We start from the raw sequence: 23,182 nt of genomic DNA, 5'->3' as shown, positions 1-23,182 counted from the left end.
ATGAGCCGGGGGCTAACCTCAGAGCGGGTGGATCTGCTGCACCGGCAGCCGGGGGCCCCGGCGCGGTTCGTAGGCCAGGCCGCTGGCTTCCAGCACCCGCACCACCCGGTGCCGGTGCGGCCGCATCGGTTCCAGCAATTCGAGCATGCCGGCGTCGTCGACCGGCCGGCCGATCAGCGTCCAGCCGATCATCTTCGGGACGTGGTAATCGCCCACCGACAGTGCATCGGCATCACCGAATGCGCGCTGCGCGGTCTCGGCCGCAGTCCACACCCCGACACCCGGCAGTGACGTCAGCGCCTCCCGCGCCCGGGCCGACGGCAGCGAAGCCAGCCGTTCCAGCGACGACGCGCGCCGCGCACACAGCACCACCGTCTGCGCCCGACCGGGGTCGACGTTGGCGCGGTGGAACTCCCACGACGGGACGAAGCGCCACGCGTCCGCGGACGGCGGCACCCGCATGCCCTCCGGCGCCGGTCCGGGAGCCGGCGTGCCATACCTGTTCACCAGCAACCGCCAGGAGCGGAACGCGTCGGCGCCGGGCACCCGCTGCTCGATGATCGCCGGGATCAGCGCTTCCAGGACCTGCCCGGTGCGCCCCAGGCGCAGGTCGGGCACCCTGCGGTGGGCCGCGGCCACCGTGGGCTCCTGCGGCTGGAAACCCGACGCGTCGTCATCGGCACCCAGCATCGCCGGGAACAGCTCGGCGAATTCCGTCGCTCCCGCGCCCCAGGCCTGGCAGCGCGCCGTATCGCGATCGATCCGGCTGATCCGCACCGTGACCGGTCCGCTGGGCAGCAGGCTGGTCCGCCAGACCGTGCCGTCACCGGAGGCCCGGAAGCACGGGTCGCCGCGCCCGCGCCGCAACGGCGCCAACGTATGCCCGAAGCCGCCGGCTCCGGCAAACGTGACGTCCCGCGTGGTCTCCACTTCGATGATTCTTCCTACCGCAACACCCTGACGGGGGGGTCGCGTCAATTGACCGCAAACTGTCCGGCGGGACAGGATGGCCTGGTGATGACGCCCTTTGATGATCCGCAGGCCGAGCTGGCGTGGATGTTCCTGCAGAGCATGTGCGACGGCGGCGACCTGGACGAAGGCTTCGCGCTGCTCAGGGACGACTTCACCTACTGGACGATCATCACCCGCGAAGAGTGGGACAAAGAGACGATGCGCCGCGTGATCGAGCGGCGCAAACAAGTCTTCGAGATCAACATCGATCTGCGTCGCTGCGTCAACGAAGGCGAAACGGTGGTGGTCGAGGGGCAGGTATACGGCGCCACCGCCGACGGCACCGAGTACGACAGCCCGTTCGTGTGCATCTTCGATACACGCGACGGAATGATCGCGTCGCTGCGCGAATACACTGACACCCAAGCGCTGGCGAAGGTGTTCCCCTAACTCAGCGTGATCTCGGCCTTGCTCGGATAGAACGCGACGTGGCCGGCGATCGCGGACACTGCCGGGTAGGGCCGCTCATACGTCCATATCGCGTCTTCGACGGTTTGACCCGCCGAGGTGGTCACGCTGTAGTAGCTGGCCTCGCCCTTGAACGGGCAGTAGCTGCCGGTGTCGCTGCGGGTTAGCCGTTCCTGCACCACGTCGGCCAGCGGAATATATTGCACCAGAGGCAAACTGGCTTCTTTCAGGCCCAGCGCCGCAGTGCTGTCCGCGACGAGTTCCCCGTTGACGCGGACCTGCACCCGACCCGGTGTCGGCTCGATCGTGATGGGATGACCCGCGTTGGGTTCCTTGATTTCCGGATGACTCATGCAACGTTCAACGCAATCCAGACGGTGGCATTCCCGTCAGAAGGCATAGCGGTGGTACTGCTGCATGTTCTTCAGTGCCGGCACGAGTGCCATCATCCGGCCCAGCCACCGAATCGCCGGCGACACCAAGGTGAAAGTGTCGCTGTCGAACACCGACTCCCACACCAGCAGACGCACGCCCGGCACCGCGTCCAGGATGTCCGACGGTGAGTCGATTCCCCAGTACAGCGTCGAACCCGAGCTGCGTACCACGGAATTGATCACCTGGGTGCGGATCGCGAAGGTGTTGAACGCGTCGAATTGCATTTCGCCGCAAGGAAATCGGTCGACCACCCGACGGAACAGATCCAGGCCGTCGTCCCGGGTGAGGTACATGGTCAGACCTTCCCCGAGAAGCAGGGTGGGACGGTCCGCCGGCACCTCGGCCAGCCACTGCGGGTCGGTGACCGAGGCCGCGATTCTCTGGTAGTTGTCGCGCGCGGGGTACACCTGCTCGTGCAACCGGATCACATCCGGGTAGTCGATGTCATACCAGCGCACCCCCGGACCGGGAGCTACCCGGTGCACCCGGGCATCGAGGCCGCAGCCCACGTGCAGCACCGCCGCCTCCGGGTTCGCCGCCACGAACTGCCGGGTCCATTTGTCGAAGTGCGCGCTGCGCACCGCAACCGACGGGGCCCGACGCGCGGTGATAGTCGTTGCGGCCCAGTCATAGTCGATGCGTTGCACCGCAGCCTTCGCGTACTCGTCGCCCAGGATCGGTAGCGGTGCGTCGGCGTCGAGTGCCTTGCCGTACAGCGTGGCCAGCATCGTCTGAGGTGGCCCGTGCAAGTCGACGTGAATTCGTTCCATCGCCGCGCGCCTATTCCGGTGCAGCGGTCCGGCTTGTCGTGTCGGTCCTGCGCATGGCCGCCCAGAAGCGGGCCGCCGCGCGGATCGACTCCTCCACCGGCCGTGGCTGCCATCCCAACTCGCGGACCGCCTTGCTGTGGTCGACGGGGGCCTCGGCGCGCATCATCCGCACCGAGTCGAGGCTGAGTTCGGCGTCCTTGCCGGTGAGCCGGGCCCGTAGGCTGCCGAAGGCGCCCAGGGCATACAGCACCGGCACCGGGATCGACCGCTGCGGCGGCGCAACTCCGGCCTCGTCGGCCGCGATGCGGATCACATCAGTCAGCGCCATCATTCGTTCGGAGATCAGGTACTTCTCGCCGTTGCGGCCTCGCTCGGCGGCCAGGATCATCGCCCGCGCGGCGTCGTCGACGCCCACCACCTCCAACTGGATGCCGCTCATCAGGAACGGCAGCTTGCCGAAGACCGCGCCGGCGATGAACGCGCCGTGCGGCGTGCGGCCCCAGTCGCCGCTGCCGTAGGTGGTGGAGACGCACATCGCCACGGCCGGTAGTCCGTGCTCGGCGACGTAGCGCAGCACCAGGTCCTCTGCCCGGACCCGGGACTGGACGTAGGGCGTGACGTTGCGGGAGCCGACCCGGTCGGCTTCGGTGGCGACATGACCGTGCCGGCGGTCCACCGACGCGTAGGTGCTGGTGAAGACAAAGCGATGCAGCTCAAGGTCTTTGGCCACGTCGAGGACATTGTGCAAACCGTCGACGTTGGTGCGGAACAGCGGCGCCGGGTCGCGCAACCAGGCGCGGGTGTCGACGACGCAGTAGTAGACGTCGTCACAACCGTCCATGGCCTCGCGCACCGTGGCGGTGTCGAAAATGTCGCCGTGAAAGCGGGTGAGCCGCAGGTCGTCGATCGCGCGGGTGTTGGCCGTGGGCCGCACCATCGCGCGTACCTCGTGGCCGTCCTCGACCAGCAACCGGGTTACGTGCGACCCGAGAAAGCCGTTGGCGCCGATCACCAGTTTGGGCTTGCCACTCACTGCGCGCTCCCGTACTGCTTCAGGAAGGCGGCGGCTTCGTCGTCGAGGGTGCCGAGTTCCTGTGCCTTGCGGCACCACTTCAGGGCGGCCTGCACGAAGCGCAGCGGGTTGTAGATGTCTTCCTGGCGGCGCCACAGGCCGTCGCCGGCGTAGGTGATGATCGAGATGTTGGTCGCGGTGATCACGCTGCCGTCGCCGGGGTCGCGCATCGGGTTGTCCAGCTCCATGATGATGCGCCCGGTGGACTCGTCGATCACCGACCACAGCGACGGGAACTCGACCATGTGGCTGCCGGGGAAGGTGGTCATCGTTCGCCTGATCCAGGTCCGGACCTCGTCCCGCCCGCGCATGGTGCCGGCCGCGTGTTCGACATATTCGACATCGGGCGTGTAGTGCTGCACCCAGGCGTCCCAGTCATGCGTTCGGGCTGCTCGGGCGACGGTCTGTTCGAACCGCGCGAAGGCCGCCGCCAGTTCTGGTTTGGGGAATTCCGGGCCGCTCACGAGCCGTTACACCTCACGGGCGGAGTGTAGCCTGGGAAAGTCACCGGTCTGGGCCGGTTAGGAGGACAGTATGACCAGCACGCAGAGGGCCATTCTCGCCGGCGGTTGCTTCTGGGGAATGCAGGATCTGATCCGCAGGCAGCCCGGGGTGATCGCCACGCGGGTCGGCTACAGCGGCGGCGACGTGCCCAACGCCACCTACCGGAAGCACGGCACGCACGCCGAGGCCGTCGAGATCGTCTTCGACCCGTCAGCCACCAGCTTCCGCACCCTGCTGGAGTTCTTTTTCCAGATCCACGACCCGACCACGAAGAACCGGCAGGGCAACGACCGCGGCATGAGTTACCGGTCAGCCATCTTCTACGTCGACGACGAGCAGAAGCGGGTGGCGCTGGACACCATCGCCGACGTCGAGGCGTCCGGGCTGTGGCCGGGCAAGGTGGTGACCGAGGTCAGTCCGGCGGGGGATTTCTGGGAGGCCGAACCCGAGCACCAGGACTACCTGCTGCGCTACCCCAACGGGTACACCTGCCACTTCGTGCGGCCCGGCTGGAAGCTGCCGCGTCGGGCCGACGCCGCGTCGTGAGCCTGCGCTCACGACGCTGAGCCTGCGCTCAGGGTCGCACCCGGGGCCGAGCGGCGGCCCTCACCGCAGTTTCGGCGCCCTGCGCGCAGCCTCGCTCAGCGGCGCCGGGTCACGACGATTCGCCCGCCGTCTTTGGGTACGAACGCCACACCCCGGCCGTGCCACGCCTCGTCCGGCGCAGTGGTGGGTTCAATGACGAACTGGCGCAGCACCGTTCGCAACACCACGTCCATCTCCATATTGGCGAATGCGGCTCCCACGCAGCGACGGGTGCCGCCGCCGAACGGTATCCAGGCGAAAGCGGATGGCTTGCCACCGATGTAGCGCTGCGGATCGAAGCGCTCGGGGTGCGGGAAGACATCTGGATTGTCATGTATCCGACCGATATTGACGATGATCGAATACCCACGCGGTATCACCCACTCGCCGAGTTGATAGGTCTGCGGGTAGACGTGCCGTCCGGCGAGGTCGATGACGGTCCGCGCCCGTTGCACCTCCAGGATCGTGGCCTGGCGCAACTCACCGCCGCCATTTCGGGCCTCTTCGACGAGGTCCGCCAACAGCGCGGGGTGGCGGGTAATCCGCTCGAAGGCCCAGGCCAGCGTGGAGGCGGTGGTCTCGTGCCCGGCGGCCAGCAGCGCGAGCAGTTCATCGCCGATGTCCTTGCGCGACATCACCGAACCGTCGTCGTAAGTGCTGCGCAGCATCAACGCCAGCACGTCGTTACGCTCGGCGAAGTCCGGATCCGACCGCTCGCGGTCGATCAGCTTGTCGATCACCGCGTCGTACTCGCGCCGGAATTCGGACAGCCTTCCCCACGGGCTGAAACGGCCGTAGTCGCGTCTGGGCTTGGGCACCGCAGCCAGCCGGGAGCCCAGGGTGACCCACGGCGGGATGATCCGGCGCAACTCGTCGAGTTCGGCGCCCTCGGCACCGAATACCGCACGCAGGATGGCATTCAAAGTGATGTGCATCATCGACGGCAGAGTCGCGAACGACTCCCCCTCTGGCCATTCAGCGCTCTCGCGCAGGGTCTCCTCTTCGATGATGGCCTCGTAGTTCTTCATGCTCTTGCCGTGAAACGGCGGCGCAAGCAAACGCCGTCGCCGCCGGTGGTCGTCGCCTTCGAGCCCGAAAACCGAGCCGGACCCGAACATCCGGCTCAGGTTGGGCTGGATGTTGCCCAGCTCTTCCGGGCTGGTGGTGAAGACCTGTTTGGCCAGCTGGGGATCGGACACCATCACGATGTGGCCGTACAAGGGAATGTGCATGGTCACGGCGGCGCCGTGGCGATCGGCCAGCCGCCGCAGCATCCCCTTGCGCGAGAACGCGAAGATCAAGCCCTGGAAGAGCTTCGGGATCCGGGTCGCCGGCGGCAGCTTGACCTCGGTCAGTACCGGCGCGTCGATTGCTTGGCTCACGGAGTGCGACTCCCTACATCTGCCCCTGTCCGGGGTGGTACTGCGGTGTACCAAAGGCTTTGCCTGTACGGTACTCTGTGGTACCAGACCTGACAAGAGAAGGGCTCGGTTGTGACAGCAGTAGCCGGCGACACGGTTGCGGCTGAACCCGACCCGTTTCGGCTACGGCTGCTCGACGGCCTGGCCGCTTCGATCGGCGAGCGCGGGTACCGGGCCACTACGGTCGCCGACATCGTCCGCCACGCGCGCACATCCAAGCGCACCTTCTACGACCGGTTCGCCACCAAGGAACAGTGCTTCCTGGAGTTGCTGCGAACCGAGATCGAGATCATGGCCGAAGACATCCGGGCGGCGGTCGACCCCGAGGCTGACTGGCACCAGCAGATCCGCCAGGCCGTGGAGGGATACGTAGGCAACATCGAGTCTCGCCCGGCCATCACCCTGAGCTGGATTCGCGAGCTTCCCTCGCTCGGCGAATATGCTCGCCCGGTTCAGCGCCAGGGCCTGGAGTTGCTGACCGGGTTGCTGGTCAGCCTGAGTGACAGCCCGGGATTTCGGCGCGCCGAGCTGCCGCCGCTGACGGTCCCGCTGGCGGTGATACTGGTGGGCGGCCTGCGCGAACTGGTGGCACTGGCCGTCGAGGACGGGCGACCGGTACGAAGCATCGTCGAACCAGCCGTGGATGCGTCCGTCGCGCTGCTCGGGCCGCGGCACTAGAGGCTTGCGTTGACAGCCAACAGATTTGAGTGTGCGTCCACGGCGTTGTTCTCGCGAGGAACCCGCCGTGGAAGCACACTGAAGTTCGCGATTGCACACTAGATCCCCGGAGGACACCAACATGCGCCTATCGACCAGAAACCAACTCAAGGGCACCATCACCGACGTCGACCTCGGCAGCGTGATGGCAATCATCAAGATTCGGCTCGACGGTGGCGATCAGATCGTCACGTCCTCGATCACCAAGGACGCCGCGCAGGACCTGGGCCTGAAGGTCGGTCAGCCGGCCACCGTATTCATCAAGTCGACCGAAGTCACCATCGGCGTCGAGTAGCCATGCCAGCCACCATGCGCGCCGAACGCTTCTATGCCGACACCAGAAGAGTTGTGCTCGAGGATGTTCCGATTCCGGAGCCCGGCCCCGGCGAGGTTCTGGTCAAGGTGGCGTTCTGCGGGATCTGTCATTCGGACCTGAGCCTGATCAACGGCACCTTCCCGCCCCAGACGCCAGTGGTGACCCAGGGCCACGAAGCTTCCGGCACCATCGCGAAACTGGGGCCGGAGGTGACCGGGTGGGCCGAGGGCGACCGGGTGGTGGTCGCGGCCGGCCGCCCCTGCCAGACCTGCCCGAACTGCCGACGTGGCGACGTCGTCAATTGCCTGCGAATTCAGCTGATGGCGTTCGCCTACGACGGCGCGTGGGCCGAATACACCCTGGCGCAGGCGGCCGGCCTGACCAGGGTGCCCGACAACGTGCCACTCGAACAGGCGGCGATCCTGGCCGACGCGGTTTCCACCCCGTTCGGCGCCGTGGTACGCACCGGCAAGGTCGCGATCGGGGAGTCGGTCGGGGTCTGGGGCGTCGGCGGGGTCGGCACCCACATCGTCCAGCTCGCCAAACTGGTCGGTGCGGTACCGGTGATCGCCCTCGACATCAACCCCGCCGTGCTGGAGCGCGCGCTTGAGATCGGTGCGGACTACGCGTTCGACACTCGCGACGACCGCTTGCAGGACAAGCTCGCCGAGGTCACCGGCGGCCGCAAGCTGGACGTCGCGTTCGACGCCGTCGGGCTCAAGGTGACCTTCGAGCAGGCCCTGGACTCCCTGACCGCCGGTGGCCGGCTGGTCGGTGTCGGCATGAGCGCGGAGTCACCGACGGTCGGGCCCACCGCCATGTTCGGGTTGAGCCGCAAGCAGGCGCTGGGCCACCTGGGCTACCAGAACGTGGACATCGAGACCCTGGCCAAGCTGGTTTCCTATGGGCGCCTTGACCTTTCGCGTTCCATCAGCGAGGTGGTGGCGCTCGAGGACATCCATGCCGGCATCGAGAAGCTGGAGCGCCAGGAGGGCAACCCGATCCGGATCCTGGTCCGTCCCGGCTAGAGACGCAGGAAGGCGCGTAACCGGTCCAGCACCAGATCGGGCCGCTGACCGACGATCCAATGACCCACCCCGTCGACCAGCTCGACCTCGAAGTCGCTGATGTGGTCGGCATATCCGTCGGTCAGATCCGGTGTGATCACCGGATCCTGGGTGCCGGTGAGCCACCGGACCGGTACCTCGACGCGAGCGTGCGCGAATTCACCACGCATCCAGCGCAGCATCTCCCCGGTCTGAAACGACCGGTACCACCGCGAGCCGGCCTCCGCGTGCCCGGGCTGGCGCATGCAGTCGATGTAGAGGCGGATGTCTTCGTCGGGAATGGTGTAGCCCCCGCCGACCCACTTCCCCAGGCCACGGGCGAATCGGGCCTTCGGATCGCTGAGCAGGCGCGGCCCGACCATCGGCAGCGAGATCGGGATCTGGTACCAGAGCCGCCAGATGTTGCGGACCGACGACAGATCGCGCTTGACCCAGGGCGCGACGGTGTTCATGCCGAAGAAGCCGGTGACCTTCTCGGGGTGGCGCAGCATCAGGATGAAGGCCACCGGTCCGCCCCAGTCGTGCGCGGCGAGCTTGACCGTGGCGACGCCCAATTCGTCCAGTACCTTCGCGAGGTCACCGGCCATCTCGTCCTTGGTGTACGTCGACCGCGGCGCCGAGCTCCAGCCCGAGCCGCGCAGGTCGGGGCACAGCACCCGGTAGCCGTCGGCGGCCAGCGGACCGATCAGTTCGTGCCACTCCCACCAGTTCTCCGGAAAGCCGTGCACGAGCATCACGGCCGGCCCGTCGGCCGGCCCGGCATCGGCGACGTGGATGGTGACGCCGCCTCCCACATCGATGTATCGGTGTTCGACGCCTTCCAGGGCCGGCATGGTGATCATGTCTGATGAACGTAGTCCTAGGTGAGGAAGCGCTCGACATAGGGCGCGAACCGAGCCCGCAGGTCGTCCTCGGCCAGCCCGAACATCTCGAAGGACGTGGCAACGGTGCCCAGGCGGCCGCGCTGGTGGCCGGCCAGGTAGCCGGTGACGGCGGCCCGCGCCTGCTCGGTGAACGGCTCCCCGGCCAATTCGTATACCCGCTGGGCGACGCCGAGTTCGTCGGTCATGAAGTCGTCGAACCGGATGTCGATCGAGCGGTCGGGACCAAGGGTGTCGCGATCGCGGACCAGCGCGTTGAGCATCTGTTCCAGGCGGTCAATCCAATACCGGGCGATCTGCTGCACCGCCACCGGCGAGCGGTGCATGCGCGCGGAGTAGGTGATCATGGCGACCATCGACAGCGCGACCGGCACCGGATCGCGGTGGGTGAAGACGACGATGCTGTCCGGGAACACCCGATTCAGCACCGGCACCTGCTCGAGATGCTGCGGCGACTTGAGCAGCCACCGTCGCCCCCCGCGCAGCAACTGCATCGCCTTGAGCTGCGTGGCGAGGTAGCGGTAGTGCGGCGTCTGATCGTGCGCCTGGTAATAGTAGCGCCACCGCGGCACATGGGCCAGCGTTTCGAAGAGCATTGTCGAGAAGTCGTTGGCCAGCAACTGGATCTCTTCGTGAACGTGATCGGTGGTCATCTCGTGCATGAGCGCGAAATGCGGCATCACCAGATTGATCACGCTGACCGCAACATCCATCCGGGCACGCCGCGGATCGGGTTGGATACCCGCTTCGGAGGGCAGCGGGAAAGGCTCGTTGCTCTCCCAGTACGGCATGGTGCGGAAGGTGGGCGCCGACGCCAGCAGATTGTGCAGATGGGTGGTGCCGGTGCGGGGCAGTCCGGCGATCACCACCGGCGAGCGCAGTTGGATGTCGTGGATCTCGGGGTGGCGGTACAGCAGGTCGGCCAGCAGCAGCCGGTTCTTCAGCAATTGCAGCAGCTGCCCGTAGAAGTTGACCCGCCCCGCCGGGTGCAGTCCGTCAATCTCCCGCAACGCCTGCAGGTAGACGTCGAGCCGTTCCCGATAGTCGCCGGGACCGAAGTCGGCCAGGCCGGTATCCGCAATTGCCCTGGCGCACAAATCATCTGCGTCGAGTGGGCAGTCGGGGGCCAGCGCGGCCATCATGTCCAGGATCGGCTGCGCCTCGGCGCTGAAGCGGGGCCGGGCGAGATCGTCCAGGCGAACGGCGTCGGTCACGGCAAATTATGTTACTCTCAGTTTCGTAATGGTTGAAGACTCCGGCCGGCCTCGCGATCCGCGTATCGACGCGGCCGTCCTGAGCGCCACCGCCGAACTACTGGCCGACACCGGCTACCCCGGCCTATTGGTCTCGGCGATCGCCCGGCGGGCGGGAACGAGCAAGCCGGCGATCTACCGGCGCTGGCCGAGCAAGGCGCACCTCGTGCATGAGGCGGTGTTCCCGATCGGCGCCGCGACGGACATTCCGGACACCGGCTCGCTGCGCGGCGATGTACGCGAAATGCTGTGCCGCACAATGGCTGTGCTGAGCACTCCGGCCGCCAAGGCGGCACTGCCCGGGCTGATCGGAGAAATGGCCGCAGACCCGACCCTGCATTCGGCGCTGCTGGAACGCTTTGCCGGTCTGATCGGCGGCGGGCTCAGTGGCTTGCTCGCGAAGGCCGTGGCGCGGGGTGAGGTGCGCCCCGATGTGGCCGCGCCCGAACTGGCCGAGGCGATCGCCGGCATCGCGTTGCTGGGCCTGCTCACCCGTCCCACGGCACTCGACGACACCTGGATCGAGCGCACCACGACGTTGCTGCTGGACGGAATCCGGAGAGGAACCCCATGATGACGCACGAATCGACAGCCGCCTGGCGCGACTTGCTCAGCACCCTCACCGAACTCGATCGATCATTCCTCGAGGGCGACCGCGCGGTGACCGATGACCGGCACGTTGGCGACGGCTACCGCATGCTCGGCGCCACACTCGGGGTGGCGCTCGACAGCTACCTGTTCCCCGAACCGGGCCGCCCCCAGTTCATGGCGGTCAATACGCCCTTTCGGCGCGACCGCCGGTGGGGCGGCGACAACACCGACGCCTACTACTACATGTGCCCGGTCGATCCGGACCGTCGCTACCGCATCAGCGGCAACAAGGGTGACAGCGTCTACTTCTCTGTGACGGCGTACAACGAGCCGGCACCCGGCGCGTGGTCGGACCGGGTGGTCGCGATCATCCGCGACAGCGACCTCGACATCGACGCCGACGGCAACTTCTCGTTCGAGTTCCCCCCGACACCCGACGCTGCCACGCTGATGACGCGCGACTACCAGGCCGACCCGCTGACCGGGCGGCCCGTGGTCTGGCATATCGAGGCACTCGACGAGCCGGAGCCGATACGGCACGGTGACGCCGAGACCGCCGCCAGACTGCGTGCGGCAACCACGTGGATGCGCACCATGTTCGCCATCGTGCCGCTGCCGGTCGGGACGCGCGCCGACGACGCCCATTCGCTTGGGCACGAAGTTGCCCATGCGGCAAACGAATTCGCGGAGCCCTATCAGGTCCCGGACGCCAACTTCGGCTGGTCGGCGCGCGACGCGTGCTATGCCTATGGCAGCTTCGTGCTCGGCGAGGACGAGGCGCTGGTCATCACGCACCGACCGCCGTCGTGCCGGTTCTGGAACCTGGTGGTGTGGAACCAGTTCATGGCCACCTATGGGGCCGGCGACGCGCGCTGCTCTGTCAACGGACACAGCGCGGTCCCGAACAGCGACGGGTCGGTGACGATCGTGTTGTCCGCTGCGGCCACGGCTCACCCGAATTCGCTGACGACACTGGGCTATCCGCGCGGGAACCTGGCGTTCCGGTGGTTCCTTGCCGAGGGGGTGCCGGCGCGCCCCGAGGTGCGGCTGGTCAAGGTGTCGGCGGCGCCGATGCAGGTGCGCTGACCGACGCCGCCTCATGCACCAACTCGATCGCCCGGCCCAGTGTGTCGAGCTTTTCGCTGAGTGTCTCGCCCGCGGGGTACAGCCGCACGGTGTTCACGCCCGCAGCACGCCACACCACCAGCCGGTCACGCACCATCGCCTCGGTACCGATCAGCGTTGTGGCCAAGACCATCTCGTCGGTGATCAGCGCCGCGGCGCCCGGGCGGTCGCCGGCCTGCCAGCGTTCCCGCACCGCGGCGGCCACGTCGCTCCAGCCCTGCCGACTGTAGGCCTGGTTGTAGAAGTTGGTGCTGGCCGAACCCATTCCGCCGAGGCTGAACGCCAGTTCCGTCTTGCGCCCGGCGACCATGTCACGCAGGACATCCTCGTCGGCCGCGAAAGCGACCTCGGCGCCCTGGCAGATGTCCAGGTCGGCGCGGCTGCGGCCGGCGGCGGCCAGGCCCTCGTCCAGGTGGGCGAAATAGGCCTGGCCGGCGCCTTCCGGGACGAAGCTGGTGCCCAGCCAGCCGTCGGCAAGCTGGCCGGTGAGTCGCAGCATGGCCGGTGAGAGCGTGGCCAGGTAAATCGGGATCGGATGCTCCGGGCGGGTCGACAAGCGCATCGGCTTCGCCTCACCGCCCGGACGCGGAATCTGGAACTCCCTGCCGGAGTAGGAGATCTTGCCGCCCTCGAAGACCTGCCGGACGATCTCGACGGTCTCCCGGATGCGCGACAGCGGCCTGTCGAAGGCGATGCCGTGCAGGCCCTCGATGACCTGGGGACCGGAGGCACCCAGGCCCAGCAGGAATCGGCCGCCCGAAAGGTTGGACAAGGTGATCGCCGTCGCGGCGACGAGCACCGGCGAACGGGTTCCGACCTGCATGACCCCGGATCCCAGCAGCATCGCGTCGGTACGGCTCGCGAGATAACCCAGCGCCGACGGGGCGTCGGTCCCCCAGGCCTCGGCCACCCAGCACATGTCCAGGCCGAGCCGCTCGGCCTCGACCACGAAATCCGCCGTTTCCCCGGCACCCGCCGAGAATTCGACGGTGGTCGCGGTTCGCATCACCGCACCCCGTGTTCGGCCAGTCTCTTGATCGCCGCCAGGGTCTTGTCGATCGCCGCCTCGAACTCCCGCAGGCGCACGAACACGATCTTCTGTTCCTTGTCCGGCATCGCATCGATGGCGTTGGACAAACCCGAACGGCCCGGGCCCATCTGTGTCCAGAACGACAGCACGGTGCCGCCGTCGCGCGGGGTCAACCGGAATCGCCAGGTCGCTGCCGGGCACTCGGGTTCGCCTACGGCCCAGGCGAACTCGCGGGGCCGGTCGAAGGCCACGATCTGTGACGTGGTGCTCCAGCGTCCGAATGCGTCGTGTTCGTTGTGCCCGACGAACCGGGCGCCGACGCGCGGCTCACTGACTCCGTCCAGCCACGCCACCGATTGCAACTCATTGCTGAGGGTCGGCATCAACTCGATATCGGAGACCAGGCTCCAGACTCGCTGCGGCTCGGCATCGACCCACGTCGAGGATTCCACCGTCGGTTTGTCCGAATATCGCGCGCCGGTCCATTCCACTTGGCCATTGTCCACCCGAAAATGCCGCGAGACTGCGTCCAGGGTGGCTCGATGTCGAAATGACACACCCTGGACGCAGTCTCGGCGCCGTCAGTTCAGGCTCGATGCAACGCTTAAGCAGCCACCAATTCCAGCTCGGCGGGCGCCGGCGCCTTCGGCCGCCGGTGCCACGCGTCCGGAACGCTGAGCCGGACGATCTTGCGGACCACGGTGCCGAACTGCTTGAGCAACGGGCCCTTGTTGTAGGGGACGCCGTAGCGCTCGCAGATTTCCTGAACCTCGGGCGCAATCTCGGCGTACCGGCGGGCAGGCATGTCGGGGAACAAGTGGTGCTCGATCTGGAACGACAGGTTGCCGGACAGCACGTGGAAGATTCTGCCGCCGGTCAGGTTCGCCGAACCGAGCACCTGGCGGAAGTACCACTGGCCGCGGGACTCGCCCGCTGTCTCTTCGACGGTGAATTCCTGGGTGCCCTCCGGGAAGTGGCCACAGAAGATGATCGTGTACGACCACACGTTGCGCATCAGGTTGGCGGTCAGGTTCCCGGTGAAGACGAACGGCGCGAACGGGCCGGCCAGCAGCGGGAATGCGACGTAGTCCTTCAGCGTCTGCCGGCGGACCTTTTTCCAGATCTCGCGCAGCGTCTCACGCTTGTCACGCAGCTTGATCTCACCGGAGCGGATGCGCTCGGTTTCCAGCTCGTGCAGCGCGACGCCGTACTGGAACAGCACCATCAGTAGGAAGGCGTAGACCGGATTGCCCAAGAAGTACGGTTGCCAGCGCTGGTCCTCGCTCATCCGCAGGATGCCGTAGCCGATGTCGCGGTCCATGCCCAGGATGTTGGTGTGGGTGTGGTGCATGTAGTTGTGGGAGTGCCGCCACTGGTCCGACGGGCAAGCGCTGTCCCACTCGAAGTCGCGGCCGGAGATCGTCGGGTCACGCATCCAGTCGTACTGCCCGTGCATGATGTTGTGGCCGATCTCCATGTTGTCGAGAATCTTCGCGATGCCCAGCATGCCGGTGCCCAGCAACCAGGCGGGCGGCAGGAACAACAACGCGCGGCCGCCGACTTCGAAGGCGCGCTGGGTCTTGATGACCTTTCGGATGTACTCGGCATCCTCTTGGCCGAGGTCGGCCAAGACTCGCTCCCTGATGGCGTCGAGCTCTCGGCCGAACGCGTCGGCCTGCTCCTTGGTCAGCGTGATCTTGTTCTGTGACATGGTTTTTCTCCTAGAAGGGTGTAGTGGCTAAAGGGCGAGCTCGACGTCGCCGACCGGAACGGTGACGCAGATCTGCACGTCCTCGTCGGGTGCGGTGGAGACGGCGCCGGTGATCAGATTGCGCACGGTGCCGGAGGTCTTGCGGCGGGTGCAGGTGTGGCAGATGCCCATCCGGCATCCGTTCTGTGGCTTCAGGCCGGCCGATTCGGCCTGTTCGAGCAACGACCGACCGTCGTCGGTGACGTCGACCTTGCTGCCGGCGAAACTGACTCGGCCGCCCGTCGGATTCGCCGGCGGCGCGAACACCGGCGGCACGAAACTTTCAGTGAACACATTTTCACAGAGACCTTTGACGGCGTCCACCAAAGCGTCTGGGCCGCAGACGAACACCGCGTCGGGCGCATCCATCGCCGCGGCCAGATGCTCGGCACCGAAGCGGCCTTTCAGATCACCCGAACCCGAACGGGTGAACCCGTGCAGCACCCGAACCCCGCGCATCGCCGCCAGTTCCTCGCGGTAGCACGCTTCCTCGCGGGTGCGGGCGTAGTGCACGAACGCCACCTCGCCCGGGTAGCCGCGGGCGACGAGCGTACGCAGCATCGCCATCACGGGGGTGATCCCGCTACCGCCGGAAATGAAAAGGATGCGAGCGGGCAGCTGCTCAGGCAGGACGAAGTCCCCGCCGACGCCGTCCAGACCGACGACCAGGCCGCGACGCGCCCGCTCGTAGAGGTAGCCCGACACCAGCCCGCCGTCGTGGACGCCGACGGTCAGCTCGATTTCAGTGCTGCCCTCGACGTTGGCCGGTGAGTAGCACCGCGAGTGCATCCGGCCATCGATCTCGACGGTCACGTTGACGAACTGCCCGGCCCGGGCGCGGTAGCGGTCGGTGAAAGCGGTGTTTGGAGCCAAGGTCAGCGTGACGCTGCGCGGCGTGGTGCGCCGCACGTCGACCACTTTGGCCCGGGCCTCACCCGAGGTCCACGTCGGCGTGACAAGCTCGGTGTACCGGTCGACGCCGTGCGGCCCGGTGAGCAGATCAACGAGGTCGGAACTCAGGACTCGCTGGGCGATCGTCCGAGTGAAAGTTTGAGTGAACATGTGTACACCGTGACACCGGTCGGTGCAGGTGGTCAAGGGTTTTCGCCGGTTATGTGTTAGGGTTCACATAGTGAACAGTCGTACTCCTAGCTCACAATCGCGGCGTTCGGGCCGGGAACGGAGCCGCGAAGGCGCCCGTGACACGCCCTCACGCGAGGAACGCAAAGAGGCAACCCGGCGGGCGATCATCGCCGCGGCGCTCAAGGCGCTCAATGACCGCAGTTTCAGCGGGCTGAGCCTGCGTGAGGTAACCCGGGAGGCCGGGATCGTGCCGGCGGCGTTCTACCGCCACTTCGAGTCGATGGAGGCACTGGGTCTGGTGCTGATCGACGAGTCCTTCCGCAGCCTGCGCGACACGCTGCGCGGCGCACGCGCCGGCAAGCTGGACCCCAGCCGGGTCATCGAGTCATCAGTGGAGATCCTGATCGGCAGCGTCGCCGAGAAGCGCGAGCACTGGCGCTTCATCTCTCGCGAACGCTCTACCGGCGTGTCCGTACTGCGCTATGCCATTCGCACGGAAATCCGTCTGATCGTCTCGGAACTCGCGACCGACCTGGCCCGCTTCCCGCGGCTGAACGAGTGGAGCACCGAGGATCTCAACGTCTTGGCAAGCCTTTTCGTCAACGCGATGATCGTGACGGCCGAGGCCATCGAGGACGCCCAGAGCACCGAAGCGCTGGAAGAGATTCACCGGATCGCGGTCAAGCAGCTCCGGATGATCACCATCGGTGTCGCGTCGTGGAAAAGCGAACCCTGATCAGACCTCATCCTCGTCGACCACCTGGAACAACGACGGCCCGTCCTCGGGGACTCCGTCGATCTGACCGCGGTGCGCACGGCCCGGCATGTCGTCAACCGGCTCGATATCCGGTATGACATCGGGTTCTTCCTCGGCGAGCCGCTGATCCAGCGATTCACCCTCGCGTTCCTCACGCGCGGTCATACCGAACTTGTCGGCCTCGCTCCACCCCTCGGGCGGGTCGACGACGATGTCGCCGTCGTCGTTGAGCAGCTCGTCGGAGTCGGTGGACTCGCTCGGGTCCAGTGTGTCGCCGGGGCCGGTTTCCATGTTCGTCTCGTTTCCCAGCGGCCTGGGAGCTAAACCCGTCTATAGCGAGAGCGGGTAGCCGCCGCTGACTTTGAGGGTTTCACCGGTGATGAACGATGCCTCGTCCGAACACAGGTAGAGCATCGCCGATACTACGTCATCCATGGTGCACATCCGGTGCACCAACTGCAGATCGTGGATGTAATCGTGGGCAAGGGAGCGGGGCACATCGGCAAGGGCGCTCTCGGTGTTGGTCAGTCCAGGGGCGATCGCGTTGACGCGGATAAGGTCCGGTGCGAGTTCGTTCGCGAAGGCGACCGTCAGCCCGCGCACCGCGAGCTTGGAGACGCCATAGGGGGTGCTGCTCGAGTATCCGGCCGTCGACGACATGTTCAGCACCACTCCGCCACCGCGGTCCCGCATCGAATCCCGGCACGCCAGAGTGCAATTGACGACACCCATCGCGTTCACATCGAAACATTCCGCGCAGGTCGTCGCGGGACAGGGCGCCGAACGGCTGGTTGTACTTCATCAGGTGGCGCGCGGCGTTGTTGATGAGAATGTCTATGCCACCGAATGTTTCGACCGACTCCGCCACCGCCGCCTCGACCTGGTGCTCGTCGGCAACGTCACAGGGCACCGCGATCGCCCGGGCGCCAAGCAATTTCAATTCCCCGGTCAGCACCGGCGTTGTCGATCTCGGCGATCACCACATTGGCTCCGTACGCGGTCATGGCCTCGGCGAAGGCCCGGCCGAGCCCGACGGCCGCACCGGTGATGAAAGCGGTTTTGTTCGCAAACCGCGAGCCGGTCACTGCGGATCGCGCCACATCGGCCACAACATCGGCCCGCCGTCGGGCATCTTGATCTCCCCGGTCACCCGGAAACCGAAACGTTCGTAGTAGGGCACATTTTCAGGCTTGGACGACTCGAGATACGCGGGGCAGTACTCGGCGTCGCAGCGCTGCAACCGGGACCGCATCAACACCTGACCGAAGCCCTGGCCGCGCACGCTCGGGTCGCTGCCGATAGCGGCAAGGTACCAGTGCGGTTCTTCCGGATGGGCGCGCTTCATCAGCTCCTGCACCGTGCGTCCGCGTTGGGACCGCGCGCCGAAGACCCGCAGAAACGTGGGCAACTGCGCGAACTGCGCCCACCGGGATTCCTGCCATCGATTCGGCGGATCCCACAGTGCGGCCGCGCCGATGCCCGGTCCATCACAAGCCACCTCGACGCCGCCGCCGGCCAGGTGGTGATGGCGGGTCATCGTGGCGAAGATTCGGCCCATGTGCTTCCGGCGCGCGTCATCGTCGGGCAGGATCCACATCGCAATCGGATCGTCGAAGAACGCGCGGCCCATGGTGCGGCCCAACTCACGAATATCAGCTTTTCGCGCCGGACGCGCCTGTGGAGTCACCTCACACACGGTAGGTGGGTACCGCTGGGCGCGCCAGCCTGGACTGCGCGGGTGTGACGACCAGGGGCGGCATGGACTTCTCCGCACCGGCGAACTGCCCGGATCGTGCTGCTCTTACGATTGGTGTCGCTCCATCAACGAGGCCGGTGCGACGCGGCGCCGGGGAACGGCGGCAACGGTGTGGGACTTCGAAACGGACCCGGAATACCAGGCGAAGCTGGACTGGGTCGAGAAATTCATGGTCGAGGAACTCGAACCGCTTGACCTGGTTGCGCTCGACCCGTACGAGAAACAGAACGCCGAGATGATGGCGGTGCTGCGCCCATTGCAGCAGCGGGTCAAGGAGCAGGGGTTGTGGGCGGCACACCTGCGCCCTGAGCTCGGCGGACAGGGCTTCGGTCAGGTCAAACTGGCGCTGCTCAACGAGATTCTCGGACGTTCACGCTGGGCCCCTTCGGTTTTCGGTTGCCAGGCACCGGATTCCGGCAATGCCGAGATTCTGGCGCTGTTCGGTACCGAGCAGCAGAAGGCCCGCTACCTGCAGCCGCTGCTGGACGGCGAGATCACCTCGTGCTATTCGATGACCGAACCGCAGGGCGGATCGGACCCGGGGCTGTTCGTCACTTCGGCGACCCGCGACGGTGACGACTGGATCATCAACGGCGAGAAGTGGTTCTCCACCAACGCCAAACACGCCTCGTTCTTCATCGTCATGGCGGTCACCAACCCCCAAGGCCGCACTTACGAGAAGATGTCGCTGTTCATCGTGCCGGCCGAAACGACGGGGATCGAGATCATCCGCAACGTCGGCGTGGGAGCGGAGTCCGCGAAGCGGGCCACCCACGGCTACGTCCGCTACCGCGACGTCCGGGTGCCGGCCGACCACGTGCTGGGCGGCGAAGGCCAGGCATTCATGATCGCGCAGACCCGACTCGGCGGCGGGCGGATTCATCACGCGATGCGTACTATCGCGCTGGCCCGCAGGGCTTTCGACATGATGTGCGAGCGCGCCGTGTCCCGCCAGACCCGGCACGGCCGGTTGTCCGACTTCCAGATGACGCAGGAGAAGATCGCCGACAGCTGGATCCAGATCGAACAGTTCCGGCTGCTGGTGTTGCGCACGGCGTGGCTGATCGACAAGCACCACGACTACCAGAAGGTGCGCCGGGACATCGCGGCGGTGAAAGTGGCCATGCCGCAGGTGCTGCACGATGTCGCTCAGCGCGCGCTGCATCTGCACGGTGCGCTCGGCGTCTCCGACGAGATGCCGTTCGTCAAGATGCTGGTCGCAGCCGAGTCCCTGGGCATCGCCGACGGTGCGACCGAATTGCACAAGATGACGGTGGCGCGTCGCACGCTGCGCGAATATACGCCGGTGACAACGCCTTTCCCGTCGCAGCACATCCCGACGCGCAAGGCCGAGGCGGAGGCGCGGTTAGCCGCCCGCCTGGAACACTCCATCGCCGAGTTCTGACGCGCGTTCCCTGCCGAGCAGACGCAAATGCCCCCAATTTGCGCCTTACAAAGGGGGATTTTGCGTCTGCTCGCGCCGTTTAGGTGATGTAGCGGACGATGCTTTCCGCCACGCAGGCCGGCTTGGGCGAGTCCTCGATCTCGACGGTCGTCGACACGATGGCCTGCACGGCGCCGTCGCCGACGTCGTCGACGCTGAGAAGTGAGCTCGTCGCGCGCACCCGCGAACCCACCGGCACCGGAGCCGGGAATCGAACTTTGTTGAGGCCGTAGTTGATTGCCAGTTTGATCCCCTTGACCGTGTACATGTCGTGTTGCAGCCGCGGCAGCAGCGACAGGGTCATGAACCCGTGGGCGATGGTGGTCCCGAACGGCCCTTCGGCGGCTCTCTCCGGATCGACGTGAATCCACTGGTGGTCACCGGTGGCGTCGGCGAACAGGTTGACCTCTTCCTGACTGATCGTCACCCAGTCGCTCTGCCCGATGGTCTCCCCCGCGGCGGCGGCGAGGTCGGCGACTGACTCGAAGGTGCGCATGGTCTCTCCTCTGGTCCGGGTATGCATAGAACTTATGCGGCTGCTGCTGATCACCGACACCCACGTCCCGAAACGTGCCCGGGACCTGCCCACGCAGATATGGGACGAGGTCGCTGCGGTTGACGTCGTCATCCACGCCGGCGACTGGGTGGCACCGGAACTGCTCGACAGACTCGAAGCCGCGTCCACCCGGTTGATCGCGTGCTGGGGCAACAACGACGGCGACGAGCTGCGCTCCCGGCTTCCCGAGCGCGCGGACGCGGACCTGGCCGGATTGCACTTCACCGTGGTGCACGAGACGGGCGGTGCGGCCGGCCGGGACACGCGAATGTCACGGCTCTACCCCGAGACCGACGTGTTGGTGTTCGGCCACAGCCACATACCTTGGGACACCACGACGCCGACCGGACTGCGGCTGTTGAACCCCGGCTCGCCGACCGATCGCCGCAGGCAACCGTTCTGCACCTACATGACCGCAACCATCGAGGACGCTTCGCTGAACGTCAGCCTGCATCGGCTCGAGCCGCAGGCTCGATGACGTCGTTGATGCGCAGGTTGCCGCTGCCGGGGTACCGGGAATAAATAGCTCGCCTACAGAGCTATTTAGACCGTGCTGAAGACGACAACCGATCTGGCCGCTGACCTACCGCGGATCCTGGGCAGGTTCCGCCGCCAGCTGCGGCGTGCCGGCGGCACGGGGTACCCGTCCGGCCGACTCTCCGAATCGCAGGCAGAGATGTTGCGCCTGGTCTCACACCGGCCGGGTGTGTCGGTCAGTGTCGCGGCCACCGAATTGGGATTGGTGCCCAACACCGCCTCCACCCTGGTGTCCAAGCTGTCCTGCGCCGGCTTGCTGGAACGGACCGCCGATCCGGCCGACCGGCGGGTGAGCCGGCTTCGGCTCACCGAATCGGCTCAGCAGGTGATGGACGCGGCGGCGGCAACCCGGCGTGCGGTGCTCAGCGAGCTGCTCGACGAGCTTGACGACGACCAGATCGGGGTATTGGCCAAGGGGCTGGAGGTGCTCGAGGGGATGACCAAGAAGCTGCAGGAGCGAAGCAGATGACCGATGCGATCGATTGCCGGCACTTGACCTATCGCTACGGCCAGCACACCGCGGTCGACGATGTGACGTTCTCGGTGCGGCCCGGCGAGACGGTGGGCCTGCTGGGTCCCAACGGCGCCGGCAAGACCACCGTTGTTCGGGTACTGACCACACTGGCGCCCGTCCAGCAGGGCGAACTGCGCATCTTCGGGCTGGACGCGCGCAGTCAGACGATCGACATCCGCAGCAACATCGGCTACGTGCCGCAACAGCTGTCGATCGAAACAGCGCTGACCGGCCGGCAGAACGTGACGTGGTTCGCCCGCCTGTACGGCCTCCCGCGTGCCCAGCGCACTGAGCGCGTCGATCAGGCGCTGGCCGCGATGGACCTGCTCGACGTCGCCGAGAAGCCGGCATCGAGCTACTCCGGGGGCATGGTGCGGCGCCTGGAAGTGGCTCAAGCCCTGGTCAACCGGCCCTCGCTGCTCGTGCTGGACGAACCGACCGTGGGTCTGGACCCGATCGCGCGCGACGGCGTATGGCGCCAGGTCCGGCAGATGCAGGAGCAATTCGGTATGACGGTGCTGCTGACCACCCATTACATGGAAGAGGCGGATGCCCTGTGTGATCGGGTCGCGCTGATGCATCACGGCGCGTTGCAGGCGGTGGGGACACCCGAGGAACTGAAGGCGGCGCTGTCACCGGAGGCCACCCTGGAAGACGTGTTCCGCCACTACTCGGCATCCAGTCTCACCGAAGACGCGTCCGACATTCACGAAATTCGTTCCATCAGAAGGGTTGCTCGCCGTGTCGGTTGATCGCAGCTACTCACCTACCGTCGACCTGATCCGGGCTCCGCACGGATTGGACAGGGCCAGAGCGACGTTGAGTCGCGTCGGTGCATTCGCGATCGTGGAACTGCAGAAGTTGCGGCACGACCGGACCGAGTTGGTGATGAGGATGGTGCAGCCCGCGCTGTGGCTGCTGATCTTCGGCACCACGTTCAGCCATCTGCACGTCATCGACACCGGAAACGTCAGCTATCAGGCATTCCTGGCGCCGGGAATCATCGCCCAGTCGGCGCTGTTCATCTCGATTTTCTATGGCATCCAAATCATTTGGGACCGCGACGCCGGCGTCCTGGCCAAGCTGCTGGTGACACCGGCGCCGGCGTCAGCCCTCATCACCGGCAAGTCGTTCGCAGCCGGCGTGCGGTCGGTGGCACAGGTCGTCGGAGTGCTGGCACTGGCCTACGTGATGGGTATCGGGCTGACCGTCAACCCGCTGCGGATTGTGGCGGCGATGGTTGCCGTCATGCTCGGGGCGGCGTTCTTTGCTTGTTTATCAATGACTTTGGCCGGTCTGGTGCGTAACCGTGATCGCCTGATGGGCATCGGTCAGGCCATCACCATGCCCCTGTTCTTCGCGTCCAACGCGCTGTATCCGGTCGACGTGATGCCCGGGTGGTTGCGCACACTTAGCACGGTCAATCCGCTCAGTTACGAGGTCGACGTACTACGCGCGCTGCTGGTCGGCAGTCCGTTCCACATCGTGGACGTCATCGTGCTGCTGGTGGCTCCGGTAATCGGAATCATCACGGCGTCAACGGTTCTGCGCCGACTGGTCGCATAGCGTGTTCGTCGTCACCACAGCAGACCCGGTGAC

At 66.3% G+C, this 23,182-nt stretch carries 30 protein-coding genes and 1 pseudogene; 13 read left to right on the top strand and 18 right to left on the bottom strand.

Annotated elements, in window-relative coordinates:
- Positions 1-18: 18 nt before the first annotated feature.
- Entirely contained in the window at positions 19-930 is a 912-nt protein-coding gene (locus tag AC5Y7D_RS05990; protein WP_499922383.1) for a DNA-3-methyladenine glycosylase family protein, read from the bottom strand.
- A gap of 87 nt (positions 931-1,017) precedes the next feature.
- Here AC5Y7D_RS05990 and AC5Y7D_RS05985 point away from each other — a divergent pair, with 87 nt between their 5' ends.
- The gene (locus AC5Y7D_RS05985; RefSeq protein WP_499922457.1) at positions 1,018-1,401 is read left to right on the top strand and encodes a nuclear transport factor 2 family protein; all 384 of its coding nucleotides are present in this window, start codon (positions 1,018-1,020) and stop codon (positions 1,399-1,401) included.
- Here the strand turns inward: AC5Y7D_RS05985 and AC5Y7D_RS05980 are convergent.
- Genes AC5Y7D_RS05980 through AC5Y7D_RS05965 form a run of 4 tightly spaced genes read right to left on the bottom strand, consistent with a single transcriptional unit; the run spans position 1,398 to position 4,160 of the window.
- Positions 1,398-1,772, bottom strand: coding sequence for a DUF427 domain-containing protein (locus AC5Y7D_RS05980; protein ID WP_499922382.1), 375 nt, complete (start codon positions 1,770-1,772; stop codon positions 1,398-1,400). The two genes, AC5Y7D_RS05985 and AC5Y7D_RS05980, sit on opposite strands and share 4 nt — an antisense overlap.
- Before the next feature lie 36 nt (positions 1,773-1,808).
- Complete coding sequence (locus AC5Y7D_RS05975) at positions 1,809-2,624, bottom strand: class I SAM-dependent methyltransferase (RefSeq protein ID WP_499922381.1); 816 nt, start codon at positions 2,622-2,624, stop codon at positions 1,809-1,811.
- Between the two features lie 10 nt (positions 2,625-2,634).
- On the bottom strand, positions 2,635-3,657 hold the full coding sequence (locus AC5Y7D_RS05970) for an NAD-dependent epimerase/dehydratase family protein (protein ID WP_499922380.1): 1,023 nt from the start codon (positions 3,655-3,657) through the stop codon (positions 2,635-2,637).
- Positions 3,654-4,160 carry a nuclear transport factor 2 family protein gene (locus AC5Y7D_RS05965; RefSeq protein WP_499922379.1) on the bottom strand — a complete coding sequence of 169 codons (507 nt, stop codon included), beginning with the start codon at positions 4,158-4,160 and terminating at the stop codon, positions 3,654-3,656. Before AC5Y7D_RS05965 ends, AC5Y7D_RS05970 begins: the two co-directional genes overlap by 4 nt.
- 70 nt (positions 4,161-4,230) lie before the next feature.
- Here AC5Y7D_RS05965 and msrA point away from each other — a divergent pair, with 70 nt between their 5' ends.
- Positions 4,231-4,746 (top strand): peptide-methionine (S)-S-oxide reductase MsrA, encoded by a 516-nt coding sequence (gene msrA, locus AC5Y7D_RS05960; protein ID WP_499922378.1) that lies wholly within the window; start codon positions 4,231-4,233, stop codon positions 4,744-4,746.
- A 95-nt stretch (positions 4,747-4,841) separates the two neighbouring features.
- Here the strand turns inward: msrA and AC5Y7D_RS05955 are convergent, their stop codons facing one another.
- Entirely contained in the window at positions 4,842-6,167 is a 1,326-nt protein-coding gene (locus tag AC5Y7D_RS05955; RefSeq protein ID WP_499922377.1) for a cytochrome P450, read from the bottom strand.
- A 111-nt stretch (positions 6,168-6,278) separates the two neighbouring features.
- On the opposite strand from AC5Y7D_RS05955, the gene AC5Y7D_RS05950 reads away from it, so the two are divergent.
- The 3 genes from AC5Y7D_RS05950 to AC5Y7D_RS05940 all read left to right on the top strand — a co-directional run bounded on the left by AC5Y7D_RS05950 (position 6,279) and on the right by AC5Y7D_RS05940 (position 8,267).
- Positions 6,279-6,884: a TetR/AcrR family transcriptional regulator gene (locus AC5Y7D_RS05950; protein ID WP_499922376.1), complete on the top strand. Its 606-nt coding sequence runs from the start codon at positions 6,279-6,281 to the stop codon at positions 6,882-6,884.
- 121 nt (positions 6,885-7,005) lie between these two features.
- Positions 7,006-7,218: a TOBE domain-containing protein gene (locus AC5Y7D_RS05945; RefSeq protein WP_499922375.1), complete on the top strand. Its 213-nt coding sequence runs from the start codon at positions 7,006-7,008 to the stop codon at positions 7,216-7,218.
- A 2-nt stretch (positions 7,219-7,220) separates the two neighbouring features.
- Complete coding sequence (locus AC5Y7D_RS05940; RefSeq protein ID WP_499922374.1) at positions 7,221-8,267, top strand: zinc-binding dehydrogenase; 1,047 nt, start codon at positions 7,221-7,223, stop codon at positions 8,265-8,267.
- On the opposite strand, the gene AC5Y7D_RS05935 is transcribed toward AC5Y7D_RS05940, so the two are convergent.
- Positions 8,264-9,148 (bottom strand): alpha/beta fold hydrolase, encoded by an 885-nt coding sequence (locus tag AC5Y7D_RS05935; RefSeq protein WP_499922373.1) that lies wholly within the window; start codon positions 9,146-9,148, stop codon positions 8,264-8,266. The two genes, AC5Y7D_RS05940 and AC5Y7D_RS05935, sit on opposite strands and share 4 nt — an antisense overlap.
- Positions 9,149-9,165: 17 nt before the next feature.
- Positions 9,166-10,401 carry a sulfotransferase family protein gene (locus tag AC5Y7D_RS05930; RefSeq protein WP_499922372.1) on the bottom strand — a complete coding sequence of 412 codons (1,236 nt, stop codon included), beginning with the start codon at positions 10,399-10,401 and terminating at the stop codon, positions 9,166-9,168.
- Between the two features lie 28 nt (positions 10,402-10,429).
- Here AC5Y7D_RS05930 and AC5Y7D_RS05925 point away from each other — a divergent pair, with 28 nt between their 5' ends.
- Entirely contained in the window at positions 10,430-11,014 is a 585-nt protein-coding gene (locus tag AC5Y7D_RS05925; protein ID WP_499922371.1) for a TetR/AcrR family transcriptional regulator, read from the top strand.
- Positions 11,014-12,117 carry a DUF1214 domain-containing protein gene (locus tag AC5Y7D_RS05920; protein ID WP_499922370.1) on the top strand — a complete coding sequence of 368 codons (1,104 nt, stop codon included), beginning with the start codon at positions 11,014-11,016 and terminating at the stop codon, positions 12,115-12,117. The genes AC5Y7D_RS05925 and AC5Y7D_RS05920 overlap by 1 nt, the downstream gene beginning before the upstream one ends.
- On the opposite strand, the gene AC5Y7D_RS05915 is transcribed toward AC5Y7D_RS05920, so the two are convergent.
- From AC5Y7D_RS05915 to AC5Y7D_RS05900, 4 genes are all read right to left on the bottom strand, one after another.
- Positions 12,083-13,162: an LLM class flavin-dependent oxidoreductase gene (locus tag AC5Y7D_RS05915; RefSeq protein ID WP_499922369.1), complete on the bottom strand. Its 1,080-nt coding sequence runs from the start codon at positions 13,160-13,162 to the stop codon at positions 12,083-12,085. The two genes, AC5Y7D_RS05920 and AC5Y7D_RS05915, sit on opposite strands and share 35 nt — an antisense overlap.
- A complete protein-coding gene (locus tag AC5Y7D_RS05910) occupies positions 13,162-13,677 on the bottom strand; it encodes an SRPBCC family protein (protein ID WP_499922368.1) in 516 nt (171 codons plus the stop codon). The genes AC5Y7D_RS05915 and AC5Y7D_RS05910 overlap by 1 nt, the downstream gene beginning before the upstream one ends.
- A 113-nt stretch (positions 13,678-13,790) precedes the next feature.
- Positions 13,791-14,897, bottom strand: a complete 1,107-nt coding sequence (locus AC5Y7D_RS05905) for a fatty acid desaturase family protein (protein ID WP_499922367.1) — start codon at positions 14,895-14,897, stop codon at positions 13,791-13,793.
- Positions 14,898-14,924: 27 nt separating this feature from the next.
- Positions 14,925-15,998 carry a ferredoxin reductase gene (locus AC5Y7D_RS05900; RefSeq protein WP_499922366.1) on the bottom strand — a complete coding sequence of 358 codons (1,074 nt, stop codon included), beginning with the start codon at positions 15,996-15,998 and terminating at the stop codon, positions 14,925-14,927.
- Positions 15,999-16,068: 70 nt separating this feature from the next.
- Here AC5Y7D_RS05900 and AC5Y7D_RS05895 point away from each other — a divergent pair, with 70 nt between their 5' ends.
- Complete coding sequence (locus tag AC5Y7D_RS05895) at positions 16,069-16,755, top strand: TetR family transcriptional regulator (RefSeq protein WP_499922456.1); 687 nt, start codon at positions 16,069-16,071, stop codon at positions 16,753-16,755.
- On the opposite strand, the gene AC5Y7D_RS05890 is transcribed toward AC5Y7D_RS05895, so the two are convergent.
- The 5 genes and pseudogenes from AC5Y7D_RS05890 to AC5Y7D_RS05870 all read right to left on the bottom strand — a co-directional run bounded on the left by AC5Y7D_RS05890 (position 16,756) and on the right by AC5Y7D_RS05870 (position 18,463).
- Positions 16,756-17,067: a hypothetical protein gene (locus AC5Y7D_RS05890; protein WP_499922365.1), complete on the bottom strand. Its 312-nt coding sequence runs from the start codon at positions 17,065-17,067 to the stop codon at positions 16,756-16,758. It abuts the gene before it with no gap.
- Positions 17,068-17,106: 39 nt separating this feature from the next.
- Positions 17,107-17,508 (bottom strand): SDR family NAD(P)-dependent oxidoreductase, encoded by a 402-nt coding sequence (locus AC5Y7D_RS05885; RefSeq protein WP_499922364.1) that lies wholly within the window; start codon positions 17,506-17,508, stop codon positions 17,107-17,109.
- Between the two features lie 34 nt (positions 17,509-17,542).
- A pseudogene (locus tag AC5Y7D_RS05880) lies at positions 17,543-17,686 on the bottom strand (SDR family oxidoreductase); the annotation flags it as partial.
- Positions 17,676-17,861 carry an SDR family NAD(P)-dependent oxidoreductase gene (locus tag AC5Y7D_RS05875; protein ID WP_499922363.1) on the bottom strand — a complete coding sequence of 62 codons (186 nt, stop codon included), beginning with the start codon at positions 17,859-17,861 and terminating at the stop codon, positions 17,676-17,678. The gene AC5Y7D_RS05875 and the pseudogene AC5Y7D_RS05880, both read right to left, overlap by 11 nt.
- Entirely contained in the window at positions 17,858-18,463 is a 606-nt protein-coding gene (locus AC5Y7D_RS05870) for a GNAT family N-acetyltransferase (RefSeq protein WP_499922362.1), read from the bottom strand. Before AC5Y7D_RS05870 ends, AC5Y7D_RS05875 begins: the two co-directional genes overlap by 4 nt.
- Before the next feature lie 178 nt (positions 18,464-18,641).
- Between AC5Y7D_RS05870 and AC5Y7D_RS05865 the strand changes: the two genes are divergently transcribed.
- Positions 18,642-19,937: an acyl-CoA dehydrogenase family protein gene (locus AC5Y7D_RS05865; RefSeq protein ID WP_499922361.1), complete on the top strand. Its 1,296-nt coding sequence runs from the start codon at positions 18,642-18,644 to the stop codon at positions 19,935-19,937.
- A gap of 79 nt (positions 19,938-20,016) precedes the next feature.
- Here AC5Y7D_RS05865 and AC5Y7D_RS05860 read toward each other — a convergent pair whose 3' ends face one another.
- Positions 20,017-20,472, bottom strand: coding sequence for a MaoC family dehydratase (locus AC5Y7D_RS05860; protein ID WP_499922360.1), 456 nt, complete (start codon positions 20,470-20,472; stop codon positions 20,017-20,019).
- A gap of 34 nt (positions 20,473-20,506) precedes the next feature.
- On the opposite strand from AC5Y7D_RS05860, the gene AC5Y7D_RS05855 reads away from it, so the two are divergent.
- From AC5Y7D_RS05855 to AC5Y7D_RS05840, 4 genes are all read left to right on the top strand, one after another.
- The gene (locus AC5Y7D_RS05855; RefSeq protein ID WP_499922455.1) at positions 20,507-21,010 is read left to right on the top strand and encodes a metallophosphoesterase family protein; all 504 of its coding nucleotides are present in this window, start codon (positions 20,507-20,509) and stop codon (positions 21,008-21,010) included.
- A 72-nt stretch (positions 21,011-21,082) separates the two neighbouring features.
- Positions 21,083-21,538, top strand: a complete 456-nt coding sequence (locus tag AC5Y7D_RS05850) for a MarR family winged helix-turn-helix transcriptional regulator (RefSeq protein ID WP_499922359.1) — start codon at positions 21,083-21,085, stop codon at positions 21,536-21,538.
- Positions 21,535-22,335, top strand: a complete 801-nt coding sequence (locus AC5Y7D_RS05845; RefSeq protein ID WP_499922358.1) for an ATP-binding cassette domain-containing protein — start codon at positions 21,535-21,537, stop codon at positions 22,333-22,335. Before AC5Y7D_RS05850 ends, AC5Y7D_RS05845 begins: the two co-directional genes overlap by 4 nt.
- A complete protein-coding gene (locus AC5Y7D_RS05840) occupies positions 22,325-23,149 on the top strand; it encodes an ABC transporter permease (RefSeq protein WP_499922357.1) in 825 nt (274 codons plus the stop codon). Before AC5Y7D_RS05845 ends, AC5Y7D_RS05840 begins: the two co-directional genes overlap by 11 nt.
- Positions 23,150-23,182 lie beyond the last annotated feature (33 nt).

It is taken from the genome of Mycobacterium sp. NGS49 (assembly GCF_059812565.1).
The sequence above is the reverse complement of the archived record's forward strand: the minus strand, read 5'-3'. Positions and strand labels throughout refer to the sequence as shown.

What these genes read in the sequence shown, in the direction of transcription:
- AC5Y7D_RS05980 (WP_499922382.1), bottom strand. Translation starts at nt 1,772, where the DNA reads ATGAGTCATCCGGAAATCAAGGAACCCAACGCGGGTCATCCCATCACG.
- AC5Y7D_RS05925 (WP_499922371.1), top strand. Translation starts at nt 10,430, where the DNA reads ATGGTTGAAGACTCCGGCCGGCCTCGCGATCCGCGTATCGACGCGGCC.
- AC5Y7D_RS05920 (WP_499922370.1), top strand. Translation starts at nt 11,014, where the DNA reads ATGACGCACGAATCGACAGCCGCCTGGCGCGACTTGCTCAGCACCCTC.
- AC5Y7D_RS05945 (WP_499922375.1), top strand. Translation starts at nt 7,006, where the DNA reads ATGCGCCTATCGACCAGAAACCAACTCAAGGGCACCATCACCGACGTC.
- AC5Y7D_RS05940 (WP_499922374.1), top strand. Translation starts at nt 7,221, where the DNA reads ATGCCAGCCACCATGCGCGCCGAACGCTTCTATGCCGACACCAGAAGA.
- AC5Y7D_RS05935 (WP_499922373.1), bottom strand. Translation starts at nt 9,148, where the DNA reads ATGATCACCATGCCGGCCCTGGAAGGCGTCGAACACCGATACATCGAT.
- AC5Y7D_RS05905 (WP_499922367.1), bottom strand. Translation starts at nt 14,897, where the DNA reads ATGTCACAGAACAAGATCACGCTGACCAAGGAGCAGGCCGACGCGTTC.
- msrA (WP_499922378.1), top strand. Translation starts at nt 4,231, where the DNA reads ATGACCAGCACGCAGAGGGCCATTCTCGCCGGCGGTTGCTTCTGGGGA.
- AC5Y7D_RS05900 (WP_499922366.1), bottom strand. Translation starts at nt 15,998, where the DNA reads ATGTTCACTCAAACTTTCACTCGGACGATCGCCCAGCGAGTCCTGAGT.
- AC5Y7D_RS05845 (WP_499922358.1), top strand. Translation starts at nt 21,535, where the DNA reads ATGACCGATGCGATCGATTGCCGGCACTTGACCTATCGCTACGGCCAG.
- AC5Y7D_RS05985 (WP_499922457.1), top strand. Translation starts at nt 1,018, where the DNA reads ATGACGCCCTTTGATGATCCGCAGGCCGAGCTGGCGTGGATGTTCCTG.
- AC5Y7D_RS05890 (WP_499922365.1), bottom strand. Translation starts at nt 17,067, where the DNA reads ATGGAAACCGGCCCCGGCGACACACTGGACCCGAGCGAGTCCACCGAC.
- AC5Y7D_RS05855 (WP_499922455.1), top strand. Translation starts at nt 20,507, where the DNA reads ATGCGGCTGCTGCTGATCACCGACACCCACGTCCCGAAACGTGCCCGG.
- AC5Y7D_RS05885 (WP_499922364.1), bottom strand. Translation starts at nt 17,508, where the DNA reads ATGGGTGTCGTCAATTGCACTCTGGCGTGCCGGGATTCGATGCGGGAC.
- AC5Y7D_RS05915 (WP_499922369.1), bottom strand. Translation starts at nt 13,162, where the DNA reads ATGCGAACCGCGACCACCGTCGAATTCTCGGCGGGTGCCGGGGAAACG.
- AC5Y7D_RS05975 (WP_499922381.1), bottom strand. Translation starts at nt 2,624, where the DNA reads ATGGAACGAATTCACGTCGACTTGCACGGGCCACCTCAGACGATGCTG.
- AC5Y7D_RS05860 (WP_499922360.1), bottom strand. Translation starts at nt 20,472, where the DNA reads ATGCGCACCTTCGAGTCAGTCGCCGACCTCGCCGCCGCCGCGGGGGAG.